Below are 17,177 nucleotides of genomic sequence, written 5' to 3'. Positions count from 1 at the left end.
CGTCGGACGTCAGGAGCGGGGGGCGCGGGGCACCCGCTTCAGGCGCCGGACGTCGCCGGTCTGCCCCTGCGGCTGCGCAGGGTGGCGAGGCTGAGAAGGACGGCGCCGAGGGCGCAGATCGCGATGACGGCGACCATCGGCAGGGGCGTTCCATCGGAGACGAGGCTGACGAGACCGACCACCACGCCGCCGGTCAGCATCTGCAGCGTTCCGCCGAGCGCCGAGGCGAGGCCTGCGATCGGCCCATGCGCCTCCAAGGCGAGGACCATCGAGGCGGGAACGACGAGCCCCAGGAAGGCGAAGGTCAGGAACAGCATCGGGATCATCACGCGCAGGCTGTCCGCCCCCATCGCCGTCATGCCGAGATGGAGGGCGGCGAAGGCGGCATAGGCCAAGACCGCGCCGAGGACGACGCGGCTCATGCCGAAGCGCTCGCCGAGATGGGCCGCGAACTGGGAGGCGCCGATGAAGCCGATCGCGTTGAAGGCGAAGGCGAAGCTGTACTGCATCGGCGTCGCGCCGAAATGGTCGATATAGATGAAGGACGAGCCGGCCAGAAAGGCGAAGAAGCTCGCCATGCCGAGCCCGCCGATGAAGCTGAGGCCGAGAAAGCGCCGGTCGCCGAGAAGGGTCGCGAAGCCCTGGAGGAGATCGGAAAGGCTCGCGCGGCTTCTGGCGGCCGGCGGCCGGGTTTCGGGCAGAAGGGTCGCGAGAAGCGCCAGGGCGACGAGCGAGGCGAGGCTGACGGCCACGAAGACGGCCTGCCAGCCGAAGGGCGCGATGACGGCGCTGCCCGCGAGCGGCGCGAGGATCGGCGAGACGCTGAAGACGAGCATGACGAGCGACATCAGCCGGGTCGCCTCGACGCCCGTGTGGAGATCGCGGATGATCGCCCGGGGGATCACCATCCCGGCCGAAGCGCCGATGCCCTGCAAGGCGCGGAACAGGATCAGCTGATCGATGGTCGTCGACAGCGCGCAGCCGATCGATGCGGCGAGGAAGACAGCGATGCCGAAGAACAGCGGCGGCTTGCGTCCGACCACGTCGGACAGGGGCCCATAGACGAGCTGGCAGAGGCCGAAGGTCAGGAAGAACACGGTCAGCGTCATCTGCGCCGAAGCGGTGGATGTGTCGAGATCGGCCGCGATCCTCGGCAATGCCGGCAGATACATGTCGATGGCGAAGGGGCCGACGGCCGAGAGGAGCCCGAGGACCACGGCGTGGCGTCGATAGGTGCTGGCCATGGCGGCGGCGATCCAGAAAGGGAGGGTCCTTGCGTCCTATCAGGATCGGACGCGCCGGTCTGCCCACATAGCGGCGAGATCGCCGCCTGCGATCCCCAGATCAATTCATCAGGTAAGCATCCAATAGTTGACGTGTCGCCGCCGGGATGGCTGTGTGCCGACGGGAGCAGACGGCGAAGACCGTCGCAAAACTGAAATGGCGATCGATTAGGTGCAGGTCCTTTCAGGGGGACCGGCCCCCTCGATCCCACCGGGAGGTCCACCATGTCTCGACGCTCGATCCTTAGCGCCCTCGTCCTCGGCACCGCCTTTGCGGGTTCCGCCCATGCCGCGACCGAACTCCAGTGGTGGCATGCCATGAACGGCGCCAACAACGAGGTGGTCGAGGAACTCGCCAAGGAGTTCAACGCCAGCCAGGGCGACTACGTGATCAAGCCCGTCTTCAAGGGCACCTATCCCGAGACCCTCAACGCCGGCATCGCGGCCTTCCGGGCCAAGCAGACGCCGGCGATCATCCAGGTCTTCGACGTCGGAACCGGCGTGATGATGGGCGCCGAGGGCGCGATCAAGCCCGTCGCCGAGGTGCTGGAACAGGGCGGCTACACGTTCGACAAGTCCAAATACCTGCCCGGCATCGTCAACTACTATTCCAAGCCGGACGGCACGATGCTGTCCTTCCCCTACAATTCGTCCTCGCCGATCCTCTATTACAACAAGGACGCCTTCCAGAAGGCCGGCCTCGACGCGGCCAATCCGCCCAAGACCTGGGACGAGGTTTTCGCCGCCGCCCGCAAGATCAAGGACAGCGGAGCCGCGGCCTGCGGTTACACCTCGACCTGGCTGACCTGGATCCATCTCGAGAATTTCGCGGCCTGGAACAACGTCTCCTATGCCAGCGGCGAGAACGGCTTGGCCGGCGGCAAGGTGGAGCTCGCGATCGACCAGCCGATCTTCGTCGAGCACTTCCAGGCGATCGCCGATCTCGCCAAGGAGGGCGTGTTCCGCTACGGCGGGCGCACGGCGGAGGCCAAGCAGCTCTTCCTGTCCGGCGAATGCGCGATCCTGACCGAATCCTCCGGCGGGCTCGGCGACGTCGTCAAATCCGGCATGAACTACGGCATCGGCCAGCTTCCCTACGACACCAAGGGCAACGGAGCGCCGCAGAACACGATCCCGGGCGGCGCCAGCCTCTGGGTCTTCGGCGGCAAGTCGGACGCGGAGTACAAGGGCATCGCGCAGTTCTTCAACTTCCTGTCGCAGACGCAGATCCAGTCCCGCCTGCACCAGAAGTCCGGTTATCTCCCGGTGACGCTCGAGGCCTACGAAGCCACCAAGGCGAGCGGCTTCTACGAGGCCAATCCCGGCCGCGAGACGCCGATCACCCAGATGATGGGCAAGGCGCCGACCGAAAACTCCAAGGGCGTCCGGCTCGTGAACCTGCCGCAGGTGCGCGACATCGAGAACGAGGAGTTCGAGGCCATGCTGAACGGCAGCCAGGACGCCAAGACGGCGCTCGCCAAGGCCAAGGAGCGCTCCGACGCGGCCATCGCGGCGGCGACGCGCTAGGCCGCCGGACCGAAAGAGCCCGATGGCCTCTCCGCGCGTCGTCTTTCCGAACAAGGTCCTGCCGTATCTCCTGCTTTGCCCGCAGATCGCGGTGACGCTCGTCTTCTTCTATTGGCCGAGCGGCCAGGCCCTTTATCAGTCGGTGCTGCGCGAGGACGCCTTCGGGCTCGTCACAGAGTTCGTCGGCCTCGAAAACTTCCAGGCCGTCTTGGCCGACCCGAATTACCTGCACGCGCTGCGCGTGACGCTCGTCTTCAGCCTCGCGACCGCGGCGCTCGCCATGGGCCTGTCCCTGTTCCTGGCGACCGCGGCGGAAACCGTGGTCCGGGGCAAGGGCTTCTACCGGACGCTTCTGATCTGGCCCTATGCGGTGGCGCCGGCCGTGGCGGGCCTGCTCTGGCTCTTCATGTTCTCGCCGACCATGGGCACCTTCGCCTACATGCTGCGCGCGACGGGCTACAACTGGGACCCGCTTCTCAACGGCGACCAGGCGATGGTGCTCGTCGTCGTCGCGGCGGCCTGGAAGCAGATCAGCTACAATTTCCTGTTCTTCGTGGCCGCCCTCCAATCGGTGCCGCGCTCCCTGATCGAGGCGGCCGCGATCGACGGCGCGCGGGGACCGAAGCGCTTCTGGACGATCGTCTTTCCGCTGATCGCGCCGACGAGCTTCTTCCTCCTCGTCGTCAACTGCGTCTACGCCTTCTTCGACACGTTCGGCATCATCCACGCCGTCACCGGCGGCGGGCCGGCCAAGGCGACGGAAACGCTGGTCTACAAGGTCTTCAACGACGGCTTCGTCAATCTCGACCTCGGCTCGTCCGCCGCGCAGTCGGTGATCCTGATGGCCATCGTGATCTGCCTCACCGCCATCCAGTTCCGCTTCGTCGAGCGCAAGGTTCACTACAGCTGATGGTCGAACACCGCCCCCTCGCCCGAGCGATCGCGCATGGCGTGCTCCTCCTCGGCATCCTGATCGTCGCCTTTCCGATCTACTACACGTTCGTCGCCTCGACGCAGACGATCCAGACCATCCTCTCGCCGCCGCTGCCGTTGACGCCGGGAGCCGAGTTCGCAACGAACTATGGCACGGCGCTGTTTTCGGGCGTCGGGCAGATCGGCGGGGTCTCCATCGCGCGGCTTCTCTGGAACACGGCGATCGTCGCGACCGCCATCGCGGTCGGCAAGATCGTGATCTCGATCCTGTCGGCCTTCGCCATCGTCTACTTCCGCTTCCCCGGCCGGATGGTCGCCTTCTGGCTGATCTTCCTGACGCTGATGCTGCCCGTCGAGGTGCGCATACTGCCGACCTACAAGGTGATGGTCGATCTCGGCCTCATCGACACCTATACCGGCCTGACCCTGCCCCTGATGGCCTCTGCCACGGCGACCTTCCTGTTCCGCCAGTTCTTCATGACGATCCCGGCCGAACTCGTGGAGGCCGCGCGCATCGATGCGGCGGGACCCCTGCGCTTCCTGCGCGACATCCTGATCCCGCTGTCGAAGACCAACATCGCGGCGCTCTTCGTGATCCTCTTCATCTACGGCTGGACGCAGTATCTCTGGCCGCTCCTCATCACGAACGACAATTCCATGAACACGATCATCATCGCGCTGCGAAAGATGGTCTCCTTCGCCGATGCCGAGACGCCGTGGAACCTCGTCATGGTGACGGCGATCTTCGCGATCCTGCCGCCGGTGCTCGTCGTGGTCCTGATGCAGCGATGGTTCGTGAAGGGCCTCGTCGAGTCCGAGAAGTAAGGGTTCGTCTGGGAATTCGGTGGCTGAGGGCCATCGAAAGATTTTTTGGTGCCGCAAGGCGCCAAACGCAGTCGATGCCGGCGGCATCGGCGAGGATTGGCAACGATGCGGCACCGGAAAAGCTCCGATGGACCGACCCACCCGAATTTCCAGACGGACCCTAAACCATGGCCCCCATCAGTCTGAAAGACGTGCGCAAACGCTACGGCGAGACCGAGGCCGTGCGCGGCATCTCGCTTGAGATCGCCGACGGAGAGCTTCTCGTGCTGGTCGGCCCGTCCGGCTGCGGGAAGTCGACGCTCCTGCGCATGATCGCGGGACTCGAGACGATCACCTCCGGCACGGTCGAGATCGGCGGGCGCGTCGTCAACGACGTCGAACCGGCCGACCGGGACATCGCGATGGTGTTCCAGAACTACGCGCTCTACCCGCACATGACGGTTCGGCAGAACCTGTCCTACGGCCTCAGGAACCGGGGCATGAAGGGCGAGGAGATCGAGCGGCGCGTGGCGGCGGCGGCGGCATCGCTGGAGATCGGCGCCTTCCTCGATCGCAAGCCCGGCCAGCTCTCCGGCGGCCAGCGCCAGCGCGTCGCCATGGGCCGCGCGATCGTGCGCGAGCCCGCCGCCTTCCTGTTCGACGAGCCGCTTTCCAATCTCGACGCCAAGCTGCGCGTCCAGATGCGGATCGAGATCCGGCGGCTTCAACGTGCCTTGGCCACGACCAGCGTCTATGTCACCCATGACCAGATGGAGGCGATGACGCTCGCCGACCGGTTGGTCGTCCTCAATGCCGGTCTGGTGGAACAGGTCGGCCGGCCGATCGATCTCTACGAGAAGCCCGCCAGCCTCTTCGTCGCCGGTTTCATCGGCTCGCCCGGCATGAACCTCCTGCCCGCCGAGCGGCGCGGCGGCGGCGTCCTCGTCGACGGCGGCGGCCGGCTGACTGGCCGGGTACCCGCCGGCGACGGCGCCTTCACGCTCGGCGTGCGTCCCGAAGCCTTCGCGATCGGCGATGGCATCGAGGGCTTCTCCGCCGAGGTTCTCGTCACCGCGATCGAACTCGTCGGCGCGGAAAGCTACGTCTACGGCACGATCGAGGGCGGCACGTCGCCGGTGATCTTCCGCGTCGCGGGCCGAACGGGCCTCGACATCGGCCAGCGGATGCCGATCTTCGCGCCGAGCTCGGCGCTTCATGCCTTCGGACCCAACGGCCGGCGCCTCGCCGACTGAGACGCGCCCTCGCCTCCCCGGTCCATCGACCGGGCGGCGCCGGCACTGTATCTGTGGGAGATTCCCGCGATCGGGCGGGACCGGTCGCCGGGAGAGACGGCAATGAGCGACGAAACGGCATCCGGGGCAGGCGGTCACGGCCATCGGCACGGGCACGGACCATCGAGCGTTGACGCGTCCGGCGAAGAGCCCCGCTGGAAGCACGACGGCATCCGCGTGATCAAAGGCGACACGCTGGATCCCAACACGGCGCAGACGCCCGGCATGTTCCGGCAGGCCGCGATCAATCAGGCGCGGGTCGGCGCCCAGAAGATCTGGGCCGGAACGGTGCGCATCGAGCCCGATGCCAAGACGGGCGTCCACCATCACGGCGCGCTGGAAAGCGTGATCTACGTCGTCAGCGGCCGGGCGCGCATGCGCTGGGGCGAGCGGCTGGAATTCGTCGCCGAAGCCGGTCCGGGCGACTTCATCTTCGTGCCGCCCTACGTGCCGCACCAGGAGATCAACGCCGATCCCGGCGAGCCGCTGCACTGCGTGCTGGTGCGGTCCGACAACGAGGCGGTGGTGGTGAACATCGGGGATGTAGACCCCGTCGAGGCGCCGGAGACGGTCTACTGGGTCGATCCGATCCACCGGCATCCCTGACGAACCGCCGTCATGCCGGACGGCCGGGGCAGGACCCCGGCTGGCTTTCGGCCTTTAGCTGCCTATGTACAGAGGATCGCATCACAGTCTCGAACGGGTCGGTGCGACTGAGAGACCGCTTGTGCTCTTGCCCTCATCGAAGGGACCGAGACCATGCCGCGTCTTCAGCAGAACGGGCTCCGGAACCGGCTTCTTCGCGCCTTGGATCCCGCGGATTTCGAGCGACTGGCAGCCCATCTGGAGCCGGTCGACCTCGTTCTCCGCGAGGTCCTGATCGAGCCGGACACGCCGATCGCCCATCTCCACTTCGTCGAGGAGGGCATCGTTTCCATCATCGCGCAGACAATCGACGAGCGGGTCGAGGTGGGCATGGTCGGGCCGGAAGGGCTCGGCGGCGTCTCGATCCTTCTCGGCACGGACCGGAGCCCGAACCTCCTGATCGTCCAGGCGACCGGCTCGACGCTCCGGGTGCCCGCCGCGATCGTCCGCGCGGCCTTCGACGAGAGCCGCGGCTTTCGCGACGTCCTCCTGCGCTACGTCCAGTGCCTAATGATCCAGATGAGCCGGACCACCTACGCGAATGCAAGGTTCGGCATCGAATCGCGGCTCGCGCGGTGGATCCTGATGACCCACGATCGGCTGGGCAGCGACGAACTTCCCCTCACCCACGAATTCCTGTCGATGATGCTCGGCACGCGGCGTTCCAGCATCACCACCGCCACGCATGTTTTGGAGGGAAACGGCCTGATCCGCGCCAAGCGCGCCAACATCGTCGTTCTCGACCGTGCCAAGCTGGAGGAACTCGCGGGCGATTCCTACGGTGCGGCGGAAGCAGAATACGAGCGCCTGTTCGGCTCGCCGGCTGCGGCCTGACACCTGCACGGCCTTTCCAGGGCCGGACGAGGGTCCGCCCCATCCACAACCGGGGAAGGCTACGGGATGACGGCTCTCGATGCGGCGGGCAGATCGGTGCCCCAGGCTGCCGCATGAAAGGTCCGGGCGAAGGGCGTGCCGTCCTATCCCCTTGATTCGGCGCGGGTGACCGGTCGAAAGGCGATTCCCGTCGCCGGTCCGATGCTGTAGGAACCCTCCCGCCGAACGATCCATCCCCCGGAGAAACCGAGCATGAGCGCTCCGTCCTATTTCTCGAAGCTCGGCGGTCTCGCCGCACAGACGGAACTCCTGTCCAGCAAGGCCGTGTTCACGACCGCCTATGCGGTGATCCCCCGCGGCGTGATGAGCGACATCGTCACGAGCTTCCTGCCGCATTGGGAGGGCACGCGCGCCTGGATCCTGTCGCGCCCGCTGACGGGCTTCTCCGAGACCTTCTCGCAATATGTGATGGAGGTGCAGCCGGGCGGCGGCAGCGATCGGCCGGAACCGGACGCGCGGGCGCAAGCGGCGATCTTCGTCGTCGAGGGCGCGATCACGATCACGCTCGACGGAGCGTCCCACTCCCTGGCGCCGGGGGGCTTCGCCTACCTGCCGTCCGGCCGCGCCTGGACGCTGCGCAACGACGGCGCCGCGCCTGCGAAGTTCCATTGGATCCGCAAGGCCTTCCAGCCGGTCGAGGGTCTCGCCATGCCCGATGCGATCTTCGCCGACGAAAGCTCGATCGCGCCGACGGCGATGCCCGATACCAACGGCACCTGGGCCACGACGCGCTTCATCGACCCGAGCGATCTGCGCTACGACATGCATGTGACGATCGTGACCTTCGAGCCCGGCGGCACGATCCCGTTCATGGAAACGCATGTCATGGAGCACGGGCTCTACGTGCTCGAAGGCAAAGCCGTCTACCGTCTCAACGCGGACTGGGTGGAGGTGGAGGCCGGCGACTTCATGTGGCTGCGCGCCTTCTGTCCGCAGGCCTGCTATGCCGGAGGCCCCGGCCGCTTCCGCTACCTCCTCTACAAGGACGTCAACCGCCACGCGCCTCTCTGGTGAGACGGAACGGCAGAAGCCGCGCCGTTCCCCGCAGGGCCAAAGGGCCGGCCGGACTCCTCCGCGAGGCGATAATCTCCCGCCGCGCTGCAACCTTCCTCGCGGGAAAGCCTTAGACCCGGACGGCCGATCGTTGGCCGGGCAACGGGTGCATGACAATGAGCAGTTCCGTTCGAAAGGTCATTCTGGTCGTCGACGACGAGGCCCTGGTCCGCATGAACGCGGTCGACATGTTCGAGGACATGGGTTTCGAGGTGCTGGAGGCCGGCGACGGGGCGGAGGCGCTGGCGATGCTCGAAGCACGTTCGGATGTCAGCCTGCTCTTCAGCGACTGCCGAATGCCGATCATGACGGGACCGGAGCTCGCCGCCATCGCCTCGCAGCGCTGGCCCGACCTTCGCATCGTCCTCGTCTCGGGCTACGTCAACGTCCGACCGACCGAGTGGCCCCTCATTCCCAAGCCCTACGATACGAAGGCGCTGGAAACGGTGGCCGCGCAGGCGAACGCCACGGCCTGACAACTGCGCCGGGGCTTTTGGCCCATGGCGCGGTCGGCGCGGCCCGGCGGTGCGAAGACGCGGTTGTCCCCGTCCGCGCCCGACCGTCCCCGTCTTCTGCGGACGGTGCTTTCCCTCAGATGCCGGTAAAGAGCCAGGCGTGCTCTTCGGCATTGTGAAACTTCCAGGCCCGCGTCGGACCGGCCATGACGTTCAAGTAATAGCCGTCGTAGCCGTGGATCGCCGCCACGGGATGGTAGCCCTTCGGCACCAGTACCACGTCCCCGTTCTCCACCGCCATCGCCTCGTCCAGCGAACGATCGTCGGTGTAGACGCGTTGGAAGCCGAAGCCCTGGGGCGGGTTGAATCGGTGGTAATAGGTCTCTTCCAGGTAGCTTTCCGCCGGCAGATCGTCCCGGTCGTGCTTGTGGGGAGGATAGGACGAGGTGTGGCCGCCCGGGGTGATGACCTCGACGACGAGCAGAGAATGCGCCGCGCCATCGTCTTCCGGCATGATGTTGGTGACGTGGCGCGTGTTCGTCGCCTTGCCGCGGACCATCTGCCGGTGCGTTCCGGCGGGGATCGCACGGGTCTGGAAGCCGGGGGCACCCGGTGCCGAGCAGACGGCGAGTTCCACCGCCGTCGTCGCCTCCGCGCTCCAGGATGCACCCATGGGCACGTAGAGCGCATCCGGCGCACCCTCGAAGGGGCTCATGCGTCCGCCCATCTCGCCGAGGTCGCGCCCATCGACGACGAAGCGCGCCTTTCCAGACACGAGCACGAGGCAGATCTCGCGGTCTCCGGTCTCGCCGGACACGGCGGCACCCGCCGCCAAGGCATGCAGGGCGAAACCGACATAGATCCAGCCGGCGCTTTCGGGCGTCACGTCGTGGACGAGCCCGTCACGACCCAGTGGGCGACGCTTCAGTTCCGACATGGTGCGGTCCTCCCCGGGACCATCCGCGTCCCGCTGCCTGTGCAACCGATTCCCTTCTAGCGCAGCCGCCCCTTCCTGGCCAACCGGTTTTGGAATGCCGGCACCATTCGGCAACCATTCGGACCAGATGTTTCGATGATGGCGGGCGCTCCGTCGGATCCGCTGTCGGGGGTTCCGTCCGCCCCCTTTTTGCGCAGGCCTCGGTCGAGACGATGGCGCGGGGTGCAAGAAACGAATATTCCATGGGGCTAGGCCCGTTCCAGAACGCGAGCAGGGGGGATCGCATCCGCCTTGCCGGTTGCTCCCGAAACGGACCGCTTCCCGGCAGCGAACCGGGCTCGATCGCTTTCCGGTGCTGAGCCGGTCATACCCGCCGGCGCCGAGCCGGCCATGCCCTCGCCGGCGCTGAGCCGGCCATGCCCCTGCCGGCGTTGAGCCGGCCATGCCCCTGCCGGCGTTGAGCCGGCCATGACCAAACGGAGTTTTCCGGCCGATGACCGACGCCGCGCAACCGCTTCCCGCCACGTTCGACGGCCTGAAGAGCCTCATCATCGATCGTAAGGCAAGCTTTCCGAAGCGGTTGCGTCAGGTCGCCATGTTCGCGCTCGACCATCCGGACGACATCGCCTTCGGCACGGTCGCCACCATTTCCGTCGCCGCCGAGGTTCAGCCGTCCACGCTCGTGCGCTTCGCGCAGCATCTCGGTTTCGAAGGCTTTTCCAGCCTTCAGGCGCTGTTCCGCGAGCGGCTGCGCGAGCGCAAGCCCGATTACGACGAGCGCCTCACCGCTTTGCGCACGAAGGACGAGCACGGCTCGCAGGCGATCCTGCACGGGTTCCTGTCGGCGGCCCAGCGCTCGCTCGACAAGCTCGCCGAGGCCGTCGATCCCGCCGCCTTCGAACGCTCGGTGAAGCTTCTCGCCGGCGCCGACACGATCTATCTCATCGCCAAGCGCCGCTCCTACCCGATCGGCAGCTACATGGCCTACGCCTTCGGAAAGCTCGGGATCCGCTGCCAGCTCGCGGGGACGGCATCGGGCATCGACGACGACATCCTGCGCCTCGCCACCCCGAAGGATGCCGCCTTCGCCGCGAGCTTCTCGCCCTATGCCTCGGAGTCCGTCGCGCAGGCGCGAAGCCTCGCCGCCCAACGCGTTCCCGTCGTCTCGCTGACCGACTCGGCCTTCTCCCCCCTCGTGGAATCCTCGCGCGAATGGTTCGAGCTTGCGGAGGCCGACCATGCCGGCTTTCGCCTCCTGTCGGCCTCGATGGCCTTCGCCATGGCGCTGACGGTCGCGGTCGCCGAGGAGCGACGCACGATGGAGGAAGCAAGCCGAGGCGCCGCCGCCGGAACCTGACGGCGTTCGAGCCCGGCGGAACGGGCCTGCGCCGTCCACGCCGCCGATCGCCAGCCGCCGAGCCGGCTCCTTCGGCCGGCGCGGTTCGGTCAGGACGAGGCCCGCTGGATCAGAACTCTTCCCACTCGTCGGCGATGGGCCGCGGAGCCGCGCCGCCTCGTCCGGTCGAGCGCAGTTGCACCGCCGCGTGCGGCGCGTGCGCCGGGGCGCGCGCCGGCGAGCGGGAGGCCTGGGGCGACGCGCGCCCCTTCGAAGAAGGCGCCGACGATCCCGCGGCGGTCCGGAAGCGGGCGACCATGCCGGCGAGGCCGTCGGTCTCGTCCGTCAGTGTCCGCGCGGCGGCGGTCGTTTCCTCCACCATCGCGGCGTTCTGCTGCGTGACCTTGTCCATGTGATCGGCCGCGGTCGAGACCTCCTTGAGGCTCAGCGACTGCTCGCCGGCCGCCCGTGCGATCTCCGACACCACGTCGCTCATGGCGGCGACCTGCGCGACGATGTCCTCGAGCGCCTTGCCGGAGGCGGTGACGAGTTGAACCCCGGTCTGGACCTGGCCGGAGGAGGTCGAGATCAGGCCCTTGATCTCCTTGGCGGCTTCGGCCGAGCGTTGAGCGAGTCCACGCACCTCCTGGGCGACGACGGCAAAGCCTCGGCCCGCCTCTCCGGCCCGCGCCGCCTCGACGCCGGCGTTCAGCGCGAGGAGGTTCGTCTGGAACGCGATCTCGTCGATCACGCCGATGATCCGCCCGATCTTGTCGGAGGATTCCTCGATCTCGGCCATGGCGGACACGGCGCGTGCCACGATCTCGCCGCCGCGTTCGGCGTTCTGGCGCGCCGCTTCGGCCGAGGCGCGCGCCTGGCCTGCGCCCTCCGCCGTGTGGTTGACGCCGCGCGTGACGTCGGACAGGGCCGCCACCGTCTCCTCCAGGGAGGCGGCCTGCTGCTCGGTGCGCTGGGACAGGTCCGCGGAGGCGATGGAGATTTCCGACAAGCCGGTGCGCAGCGCGCCGACGCCCGTGACCACCGATCCGATCGCCTTCTCGAGCTGGGCGAGACTGTCGTTGAACTTGGCGCGGATCGGCTCGAACTCCGGCGACACGGCATCCCCCATGCGCGTCGTCAGATCGCCGGCCGCGAGGCCCTCGAACCCGGCCTCCACGGCATGGACGAAGGTCTTCAGATCCTCGGCCTTCGCCGAATCGACCGCCGACTGCCGGTCCCGCTGCGCTTCTTGCACCCGGCGACTCGCGGCGGTCTCCTCCTCGAGGCGGGCCTGCTCGACGGCGGCCTGCTTGAACCGCTCGACGCTCGCGGCCATTTCGCCGATCTCGTCGCGGCGGCCGAGGAACGGCGTCTCGGCGCTGCGCTCGCCGGCGGCCAGACCCACCATCCGGTCACGCAGGCGGCTCACGGGATGGGCGATGCCGCGTGTCAGGAGCCAGCCGAGCGCGCTGGCCGACAGGATGAGAAATCCCATGCCGGCAACGATCGTCATCTGCGTGGCGACATTGGCCGCCGCAACCTCGCCGGTGTCCACCGCGACACGGGCGGCCTCCGTCTCACGGATCTTGTCGACGATGTCCTCGGCCGGCTCGAGATGCCGGGCCGCTTCCTCGGACACGATGAGCTTGGCTGCGATGGGAAGCGTGGCCTCGTCGACCGCTTCCGCCAGAGCCGGCTCGACGATCACGCGATGCCAGTCCGCCATGTGACCGACCAGAGCATCGATGCTCGGGGCGAGCGCAAAGCCCGCGGGCTCGGAGGCCCGGAGTTCGGCGACGAGCTTGCCGAAGGTCGCGTAATGTTCGCGGACGCGCTTGGAATAATAAGGGTCGCGGGAGACGAGGAAGCCGCGCAGCGAGTTTTCCTGTCGCGCCATCGACAGGCGAATGCCGGTCGCCGTCGCCACCATCCGCGAGGAGCGCTCGCTGGACAGACCGGCGCGCTGGACGTCGAGGACGTTGCGATACACCATCGCGCCCATGACTCCCGCCGTGACGATCAAGAGGAGGAAAGCCAGCCCGATCTTTCGGGAGATGCGCAAACTCGATAACATCAGAGATCCTCGGCAAGCTGGGAAAGCCCCAGTCCGCGTCGATTTAGATCTCGGTTTGTTAAATCTGACTTAGCAAAAGATCAGTACTTATACCTAGAGACATCGACCCGTAGCCACGCGCGCAAATCCTTTCGAAACCGCCGCAGGTCTCATCCGCCGCCGATCCCCTCCTGCACGATGCCCGTTCCGATACATTGGGGGCATTCCTCCCCGTCGACCCGGCCGTGCCCGGCACAGGCCGGGCATACATTCTCGCCGCTTCCCGGCACGCCGGGGGCCGCCTCGTCGCCGGGCTTCATTTCGTCGCGTGGATCGTCGAACGTCATGGCGCTTCTCCCGCATGTCCTTTCGGAACGCGGAAGGCGCAGCGGGGTTCGAGACTGCTGGCGGCAAGCTGATTTGCCGGCTGCGCATCTTCGTCCCGAAGCCGTCCGACCCTCATCCTCTCCAACGCGATGCGATCTTGCCGTCGACGCGCCTTCCGCCGTGTGCGACGTCATCGCTCGTTGATTCGAGAAGGACAGGACATGCGTCGCTGGATCGTGGGCATCGGCATCGGGACTCTCGTCGCCGTTCTCTACCTCGCCTCGCCGTTCGTCGGGCTCTACCGGCTCGGCTCCGCCCTTCGCTCCGCCGATGCCGAGGTGCTTCTGGAGCGGATCGACATCGCCGGCGTCCGTCGCTCGATCGTTTCGCAGATCGTCGCCGAGATCGGCCGGGACGAAGAGGTTCAACGACACCTGGACAAGCTCGGCGGGATCGGCCGCGACATGGCGCTGCGCGCGGCGGCCGGCGAGTTCGACCGCCATCTCGCGGCGACCGTGACGCCCGAGATCTTGCGGCTTCTCCTCAGCGAGGGGCGTCTGCCGCCGGCCTTGTCCCTAGGAGCCGCGGAGGCCTCGAGCCCGGCGCCCGCGATCGGTCTGCCGGACAATCCGCTCCGGTTCCTGCGCAGCTGGGACTACGTCTCGCCGCGCAAGGTGCGTGCGGTGATCGGCGAGGCGGGCGAGCCCGAAGACTGGACGGAGGTGGTGCTCTTCCTGAAGGGCGCGACCTGGCGGCTGACCGAGGTGCAGCTGCCGCCGTCCGTCATGGCGCGCGTGCGTCCGGTGCTCAAGGCGAAGATCCAGGATCTCCGCTCCTGAGGGCGGACGCGACGCCCCGTCAGGCCAGCATGTCGCGCACCATCGGAACGACGCGGCGTCCATAGAGGTCGATCGAATCCATCATCACCGCGTGGGTCAACGGTCCGGCGCTGTACTTCAATTCGAACCTTTGAAGGCCCAGCCCCCGGATCGTCGCGGCGATGCGTCGAGCGACCGTTTCGGGCGAGCCGATGTAGAGAGAACCGTGCGTCGCTTCCCGGTCGAAGGCGGCGCGCTCCAGCGGCGGCCAGCCGCGCTCGGCCCCGATGCGCGCGTGCATCGTGCGATAGGCGGGGAAGAAGCGCTCGCGCGCCTCCTCGTCGCTCGCCGCGACATGGCCCGGCGAATGGACGCCGACCGGTTGTCGCGGCGTGCCGAACTCGGCGTAGGCGCGGGCCTGGAGATCGACATAGGGCCGAAACCGCATCGGATCGCCGCCGATGATCGCGAGCATCATGGGCAGATTGTAACGCGCCGCGCGCACCACCGATTCCGGGCTGCCGCCGACGCCGATCCAGGTCCGCAGCCGGCCGGTCTCGATCGGCGGAAAGATCTGCTGTGCGACGAGCGGCGGCCGCACCGTGCCCTGCCAGTCGACCGGGCCGCCCTCCAGGAGGTGGGAGAAGAGATCGAGCTTCTCCTCGAAGAGCCGCTCGTAGTCGCCGAGTTCGAAGCCGAACAGGGGGAAGGATTCCGTGAAGGAGCCGCGCCCGAGGATCACCTCCGCCCGGCCGCCGGAAATCGCGTCGAGCGTGGCGAAGCGCTGGAAGACGCGGATCGGATCGTCGGAGGACAGGACCGTCACCGCCGAGCCCAGCCGGATGCGCGTCGTGCGCGCGCCGATCGCGGCCAGCACCACCTCGGGCGCGGAGACCGCGAAGTCCGACCGGTGATGCTCGCCGACGCCGAAGACGTCGATCCCGACCGCGTCGGCCAGCACCGCCTCCTCCACGAGATCGCGGATCACCCTTGCATGCGGCTGAAGCGCGCCCTCCGCGTCCGCGGTGACGTCGCCGAACGTTCCCAGTCCGAAATCGATGTGGTCGGCCATGCGAGGAGGTCCCTGGTGGCGGGTCTGGCGACGCGATCTGCGCCGCTCTCCGTTTCACCTATCCCCGGGACGCGGGGGAAGCCAGGGTGGCATGCGTTGACGAGGCGGCACCCCTCCGAGGGGGTGCCGGGCATTTGCGACCCGCCCGTGCGGGATGTTTACCCAGAAGCGACCAACCCGGATGGGGTCGCGCCGCCAGAAAACGCGTGCGACCGTTTCCTGCGCAAAGGACGCGAGGTGCGACGATCCCTTCGGGATCGCGTGGGGTCAAGCCGCCTTGGCGACGGGCTCGGGCTCTTCCATGGCGCGCATGTAGAGATCGAGCAGCGTCTCGTGCTCGTCGCGCTCGTCCTTGTCCTGCTTGCGCAGCTTGATGATCTCCTTGAGGATCTTGACGTCGAAGCCCTCGCCCTTGGCCTCGGCGAAGACCTCCTTCTTGCCCTCGGTGAGTTCGGCGATCTCCTGCTCGAGCTGCTCGACGCGCTCGATGAAGGACCGGACGCGGCTGCCCGCGATTCCCACGGTGTCGATATCGGACATGGCTTGCTCCTTGGCTTGAAGTGCCGGCCGATATGGAACGAGCTTGGTTAAGCAAAGCGTAACGCCGGCAAGCCCCGCGGATCGACGCGTATCGCCGGCACGGCGGTGGCGGCAGGACCTGTCCGGAGGCTCGCGACGGTCCTTGCGAGGAAAAAGCGTCGGTCCGATGGATCGATCGCGATCGTGGCGCATTGCCGTGCCTCAAGCTTTCGACGGCTGACGCAGCGTTAGGGCCGTCACAGATCCGGAGACATGACGTGAAGTTCAAGCTGGGGGCCGAGCTCGCCTACGACGTGCTCGAAGAAACCGTGTTCATCTTCAATCTCGAGGTCGCGCCGCTCGCCCGGCATCGAAACCTCGCGGACCGGCTGACCTTTTCCCCCGATCTCGAGCGGCGCACCTTCACCGTTCCGGACATGAAGAACCGCTACACCGGCGTCGTCGTTCCGCGCGGCGCGTTTTCCGTCAGCTACGCCGCCGAGGTCGATCTCGACGTCCATCGCGCCCACCCCGCCGATGTCGGGGAGATGCCGGTGCGCGACCTCCCGCTGGACATCCTGCCCTTCCTGCTGCCGAGCCGCTTCGTGCCCTCGGACCGCCTCGCAGCCTTCGCGATCCGCCAGTTCGGGCATCTGCCGAAGGGGCACGACCGGGTGAGCGCGATCTGCTCCTGGATCTACGAGAACATCGACTACCAGCGCGGCTCCAGCGATGCGGAGACGACGGCCGACGAGATCCTTCTGCAGCGCGCGGGCGTCTGCCGGGATTTCGCTCATCTCGGCATCGCCTTCTGCCGAGCCCTCGAGATTCCCGCCCGCTTCGTCTCCTGCTATGCCTACGGCCTCAGCCCGAGCGACTTCCACGCCGTCTTCGAAGCCTATCTCGACGGGCGCTGGTGGCTCTTCGACGGCACGCGCCAGGCCGCGCTCGACGGCCTCGTGCGGATCGGCATCGGCCGCGATGCCGCCGAGGTGGCCTTCGCCATGCCCTACGGACAGATGAAGGCGGGTCCGATGCAGATCTCCATCGAACGGGCGGACGGGCAGAGGGAAACGATGCCGCGTACGGTGGATGCGATCAGCACCGAGGAACCTGCCCCCAACGCGGGCGCCGTCTGACGAGGCCGGCCGGCCCTTGGATCCCGATCATCGTCCGGTTTTCCGCCGGCCGGTGTTCGGCTTGGCACAGGGATCGAGGGGCCGGCGGGA

The 17,177-nt window shown here is 67.4% G+C and carries 17 protein-coding genes; 11 read left to right on the top strand and 6 right to left on the bottom strand.

What is annotated here, in order from left to right; genetic code table 11:
• Positions 1-38: 38 nt before the first annotated feature.
• Complete coding sequence (locus tag ASG43_RS15910; protein ID WP_056507109.1) at positions 39-1,244, bottom strand: multidrug effflux MFS transporter; 1,206 nt, start codon at positions 1,242-1,244, stop codon at positions 39-41.
• Positions 1,245-1,508: 264 nt separating this feature from the next.
• Here ASG43_RS15910 and ugpB point away from each other — a divergent pair, with 264 nt between their 5' ends.
• The 8 genes from ugpB to ASG43_RS15870 all read left to right on the top strand — a co-directional run bounded on the left by ugpB (position 1,509) and on the right by ASG43_RS15870 (position 8,907).
• Entirely contained in the window at positions 1,509-2,810 is a 1,302-nt protein-coding gene (gene ugpB, locus ASG43_RS15905) for a sn-glycerol-3-phosphate ABC transporter substrate-binding protein UgpB (protein WP_056507106.1), read from the top strand.
• Positions 2,811-2,832: 22 nt separating this feature from the next.
• Positions 2,833-3,720, top strand: coding sequence for a sn-glycerol-3-phosphate ABC transporter permease UgpA (ugpA, locus tag ASG43_RS15900; RefSeq protein ID WP_056507103.1), 888 nt, complete (start codon positions 2,833-2,835; stop codon positions 3,718-3,720).
• The gene (gene ugpE, locus ASG43_RS15895) at positions 3,720-4,568 is read left to right on the top strand and encodes a sn-glycerol-3-phosphate ABC transporter permease UgpE (RefSeq protein ID WP_056507100.1); all 849 of its coding nucleotides are present in this window, start codon (positions 3,720-3,722) and stop codon (positions 4,566-4,568) included. The genes ugpA and ugpE overlap by 1 nt, the downstream gene beginning before the upstream one ends.
• 167 nt (positions 4,569-4,735) lie before the next feature.
• A complete protein-coding gene (ugpC, locus tag ASG43_RS15890; protein ID WP_056507097.1) occupies positions 4,736-5,800 on the top strand; it encodes a sn-glycerol-3-phosphate ABC transporter ATP-binding protein UgpC in 1,065 nt (354 codons plus the stop codon).
• Positions 5,801-5,902: 102 nt separating this feature from the next.
• Positions 5,903-6,445, top strand: a complete 543-nt coding sequence (locus tag ASG43_RS15885) for a cupin domain-containing protein (RefSeq protein ID WP_056507094.1) — start codon at positions 5,903-5,905, stop codon at positions 6,443-6,445.
• A gap of 153 nt (positions 6,446-6,598) precedes the next feature.
• Positions 6,599-7,318, top strand: coding sequence for a Crp/Fnr family transcriptional regulator (locus ASG43_RS15880; RefSeq protein WP_056507091.1), 720 nt, complete (start codon positions 6,599-6,601; stop codon positions 7,316-7,318).
• 252 nt (positions 7,319-7,570) lie between these two features.
• On the top strand, positions 7,571-8,392 hold the full coding sequence (locus ASG43_RS15875; protein ID WP_056507090.1) for a bifunctional allantoicase/(S)-ureidoglycine aminohydrolase: 822 nt from the start codon (positions 7,571-7,573) through the stop codon (positions 8,390-8,392).
• A gap of 155 nt (positions 8,393-8,547) precedes the next feature.
• Entirely contained in the window at positions 8,548-8,907 is a 360-nt protein-coding gene (locus ASG43_RS15870; protein ID WP_056507089.1) for a response regulator, read from the top strand.
• A gap of 115 nt (positions 8,908-9,022) precedes the next feature.
• On the opposite strand, the gene iolB is transcribed toward ASG43_RS15870, so the two are convergent.
• Positions 9,023-9,823 (bottom strand): 5-deoxy-glucuronate isomerase, encoded by an 801-nt coding sequence (gene iolB / locus ASG43_RS15865; RefSeq protein WP_056507086.1) that lies wholly within the window; start codon positions 9,821-9,823, stop codon positions 9,023-9,025.
• Between the two features lie 493 nt (positions 9,824-10,316).
• Here iolB and ASG43_RS15860 point away from each other — a divergent pair, with 493 nt between their 5' ends.
• A complete protein-coding gene (locus ASG43_RS15860; protein ID WP_056507083.1) occupies positions 10,317-11,180 on the top strand; it encodes a MurR/RpiR family transcriptional regulator in 864 nt (287 codons plus the stop codon).
• A gap of 109 nt (positions 11,181-11,289) precedes the next feature.
• On the opposite strand, the gene ASG43_RS15855 is transcribed toward ASG43_RS15860, so the two are convergent.
• Both ASG43_RS15855 and ASG43_RS23320 read right to left on the bottom strand, forming a co-directional pair.
• Entirely contained in the window at positions 11,290-13,233 is a 1,944-nt protein-coding gene (locus tag ASG43_RS15855) for a methyl-accepting chemotaxis protein (RefSeq protein WP_244488124.1), read from the bottom strand.
• A 149-nt stretch (positions 13,234-13,382) separates the two neighbouring features.
• Complete coding sequence (locus tag ASG43_RS23320) at positions 13,383-13,559, bottom strand: hypothetical protein (protein WP_200939519.1); 177 nt, start codon at positions 13,557-13,559, stop codon at positions 13,383-13,385.
• Positions 13,560-13,760: 201 nt separating this feature from the next.
• Here ASG43_RS23320 and ASG43_RS15850 point away from each other — a divergent pair, with 201 nt between their 5' ends.
• Positions 13,761-14,378, top strand: a complete 618-nt coding sequence (locus ASG43_RS15850) for a DUF2939 domain-containing protein (RefSeq protein ID WP_056507078.1) — start codon at positions 13,761-13,763, stop codon at positions 14,376-14,378.
• A gap of 19 nt (positions 14,379-14,397) precedes the next feature.
• On the opposite strand, the gene ASG43_RS15845 is transcribed toward ASG43_RS15850, so the two are convergent.
• Positions 14,398-15,429: an LLM class flavin-dependent oxidoreductase gene (locus ASG43_RS15845; RefSeq protein WP_056507075.1), complete on the bottom strand. Its 1,032-nt coding sequence runs from the start codon at positions 15,427-15,429 to the stop codon at positions 14,398-14,400.
• A gap of 267 nt (positions 15,430-15,696) precedes the next feature.
• Positions 15,697-15,969: a DUF2312 domain-containing protein gene (locus ASG43_RS15840; protein ID WP_056507072.1), complete on the bottom strand. Its 273-nt coding sequence runs from the start codon at positions 15,967-15,969 to the stop codon at positions 15,697-15,699.
• 257 nt (positions 15,970-16,226) lie between these two features.
• On the opposite strand from ASG43_RS15840, the gene ASG43_RS15835 reads away from it, so the two are divergent.
• The gene (locus ASG43_RS15835; protein ID WP_056507069.1) at positions 16,227-17,087 is read left to right on the top strand and encodes a transglutaminase family protein; all 861 of its coding nucleotides are present in this window, start codon (positions 16,227-16,229) and stop codon (positions 17,085-17,087) included.
• The last annotated feature ends 90 nt before the right edge of the window (positions 17,088-17,177 follow it).

Source organism: Aureimonas sp. Leaf454, from assembly GCF_001424685.1.
Lineage (GTDB): Bacteria > Pseudomonadota > Alphaproteobacteria > Rhizobiales > Rhizobiaceae > Plantimonas.
This window is presented reverse-complemented; position numbering and strand designations above follow the sequence as displayed.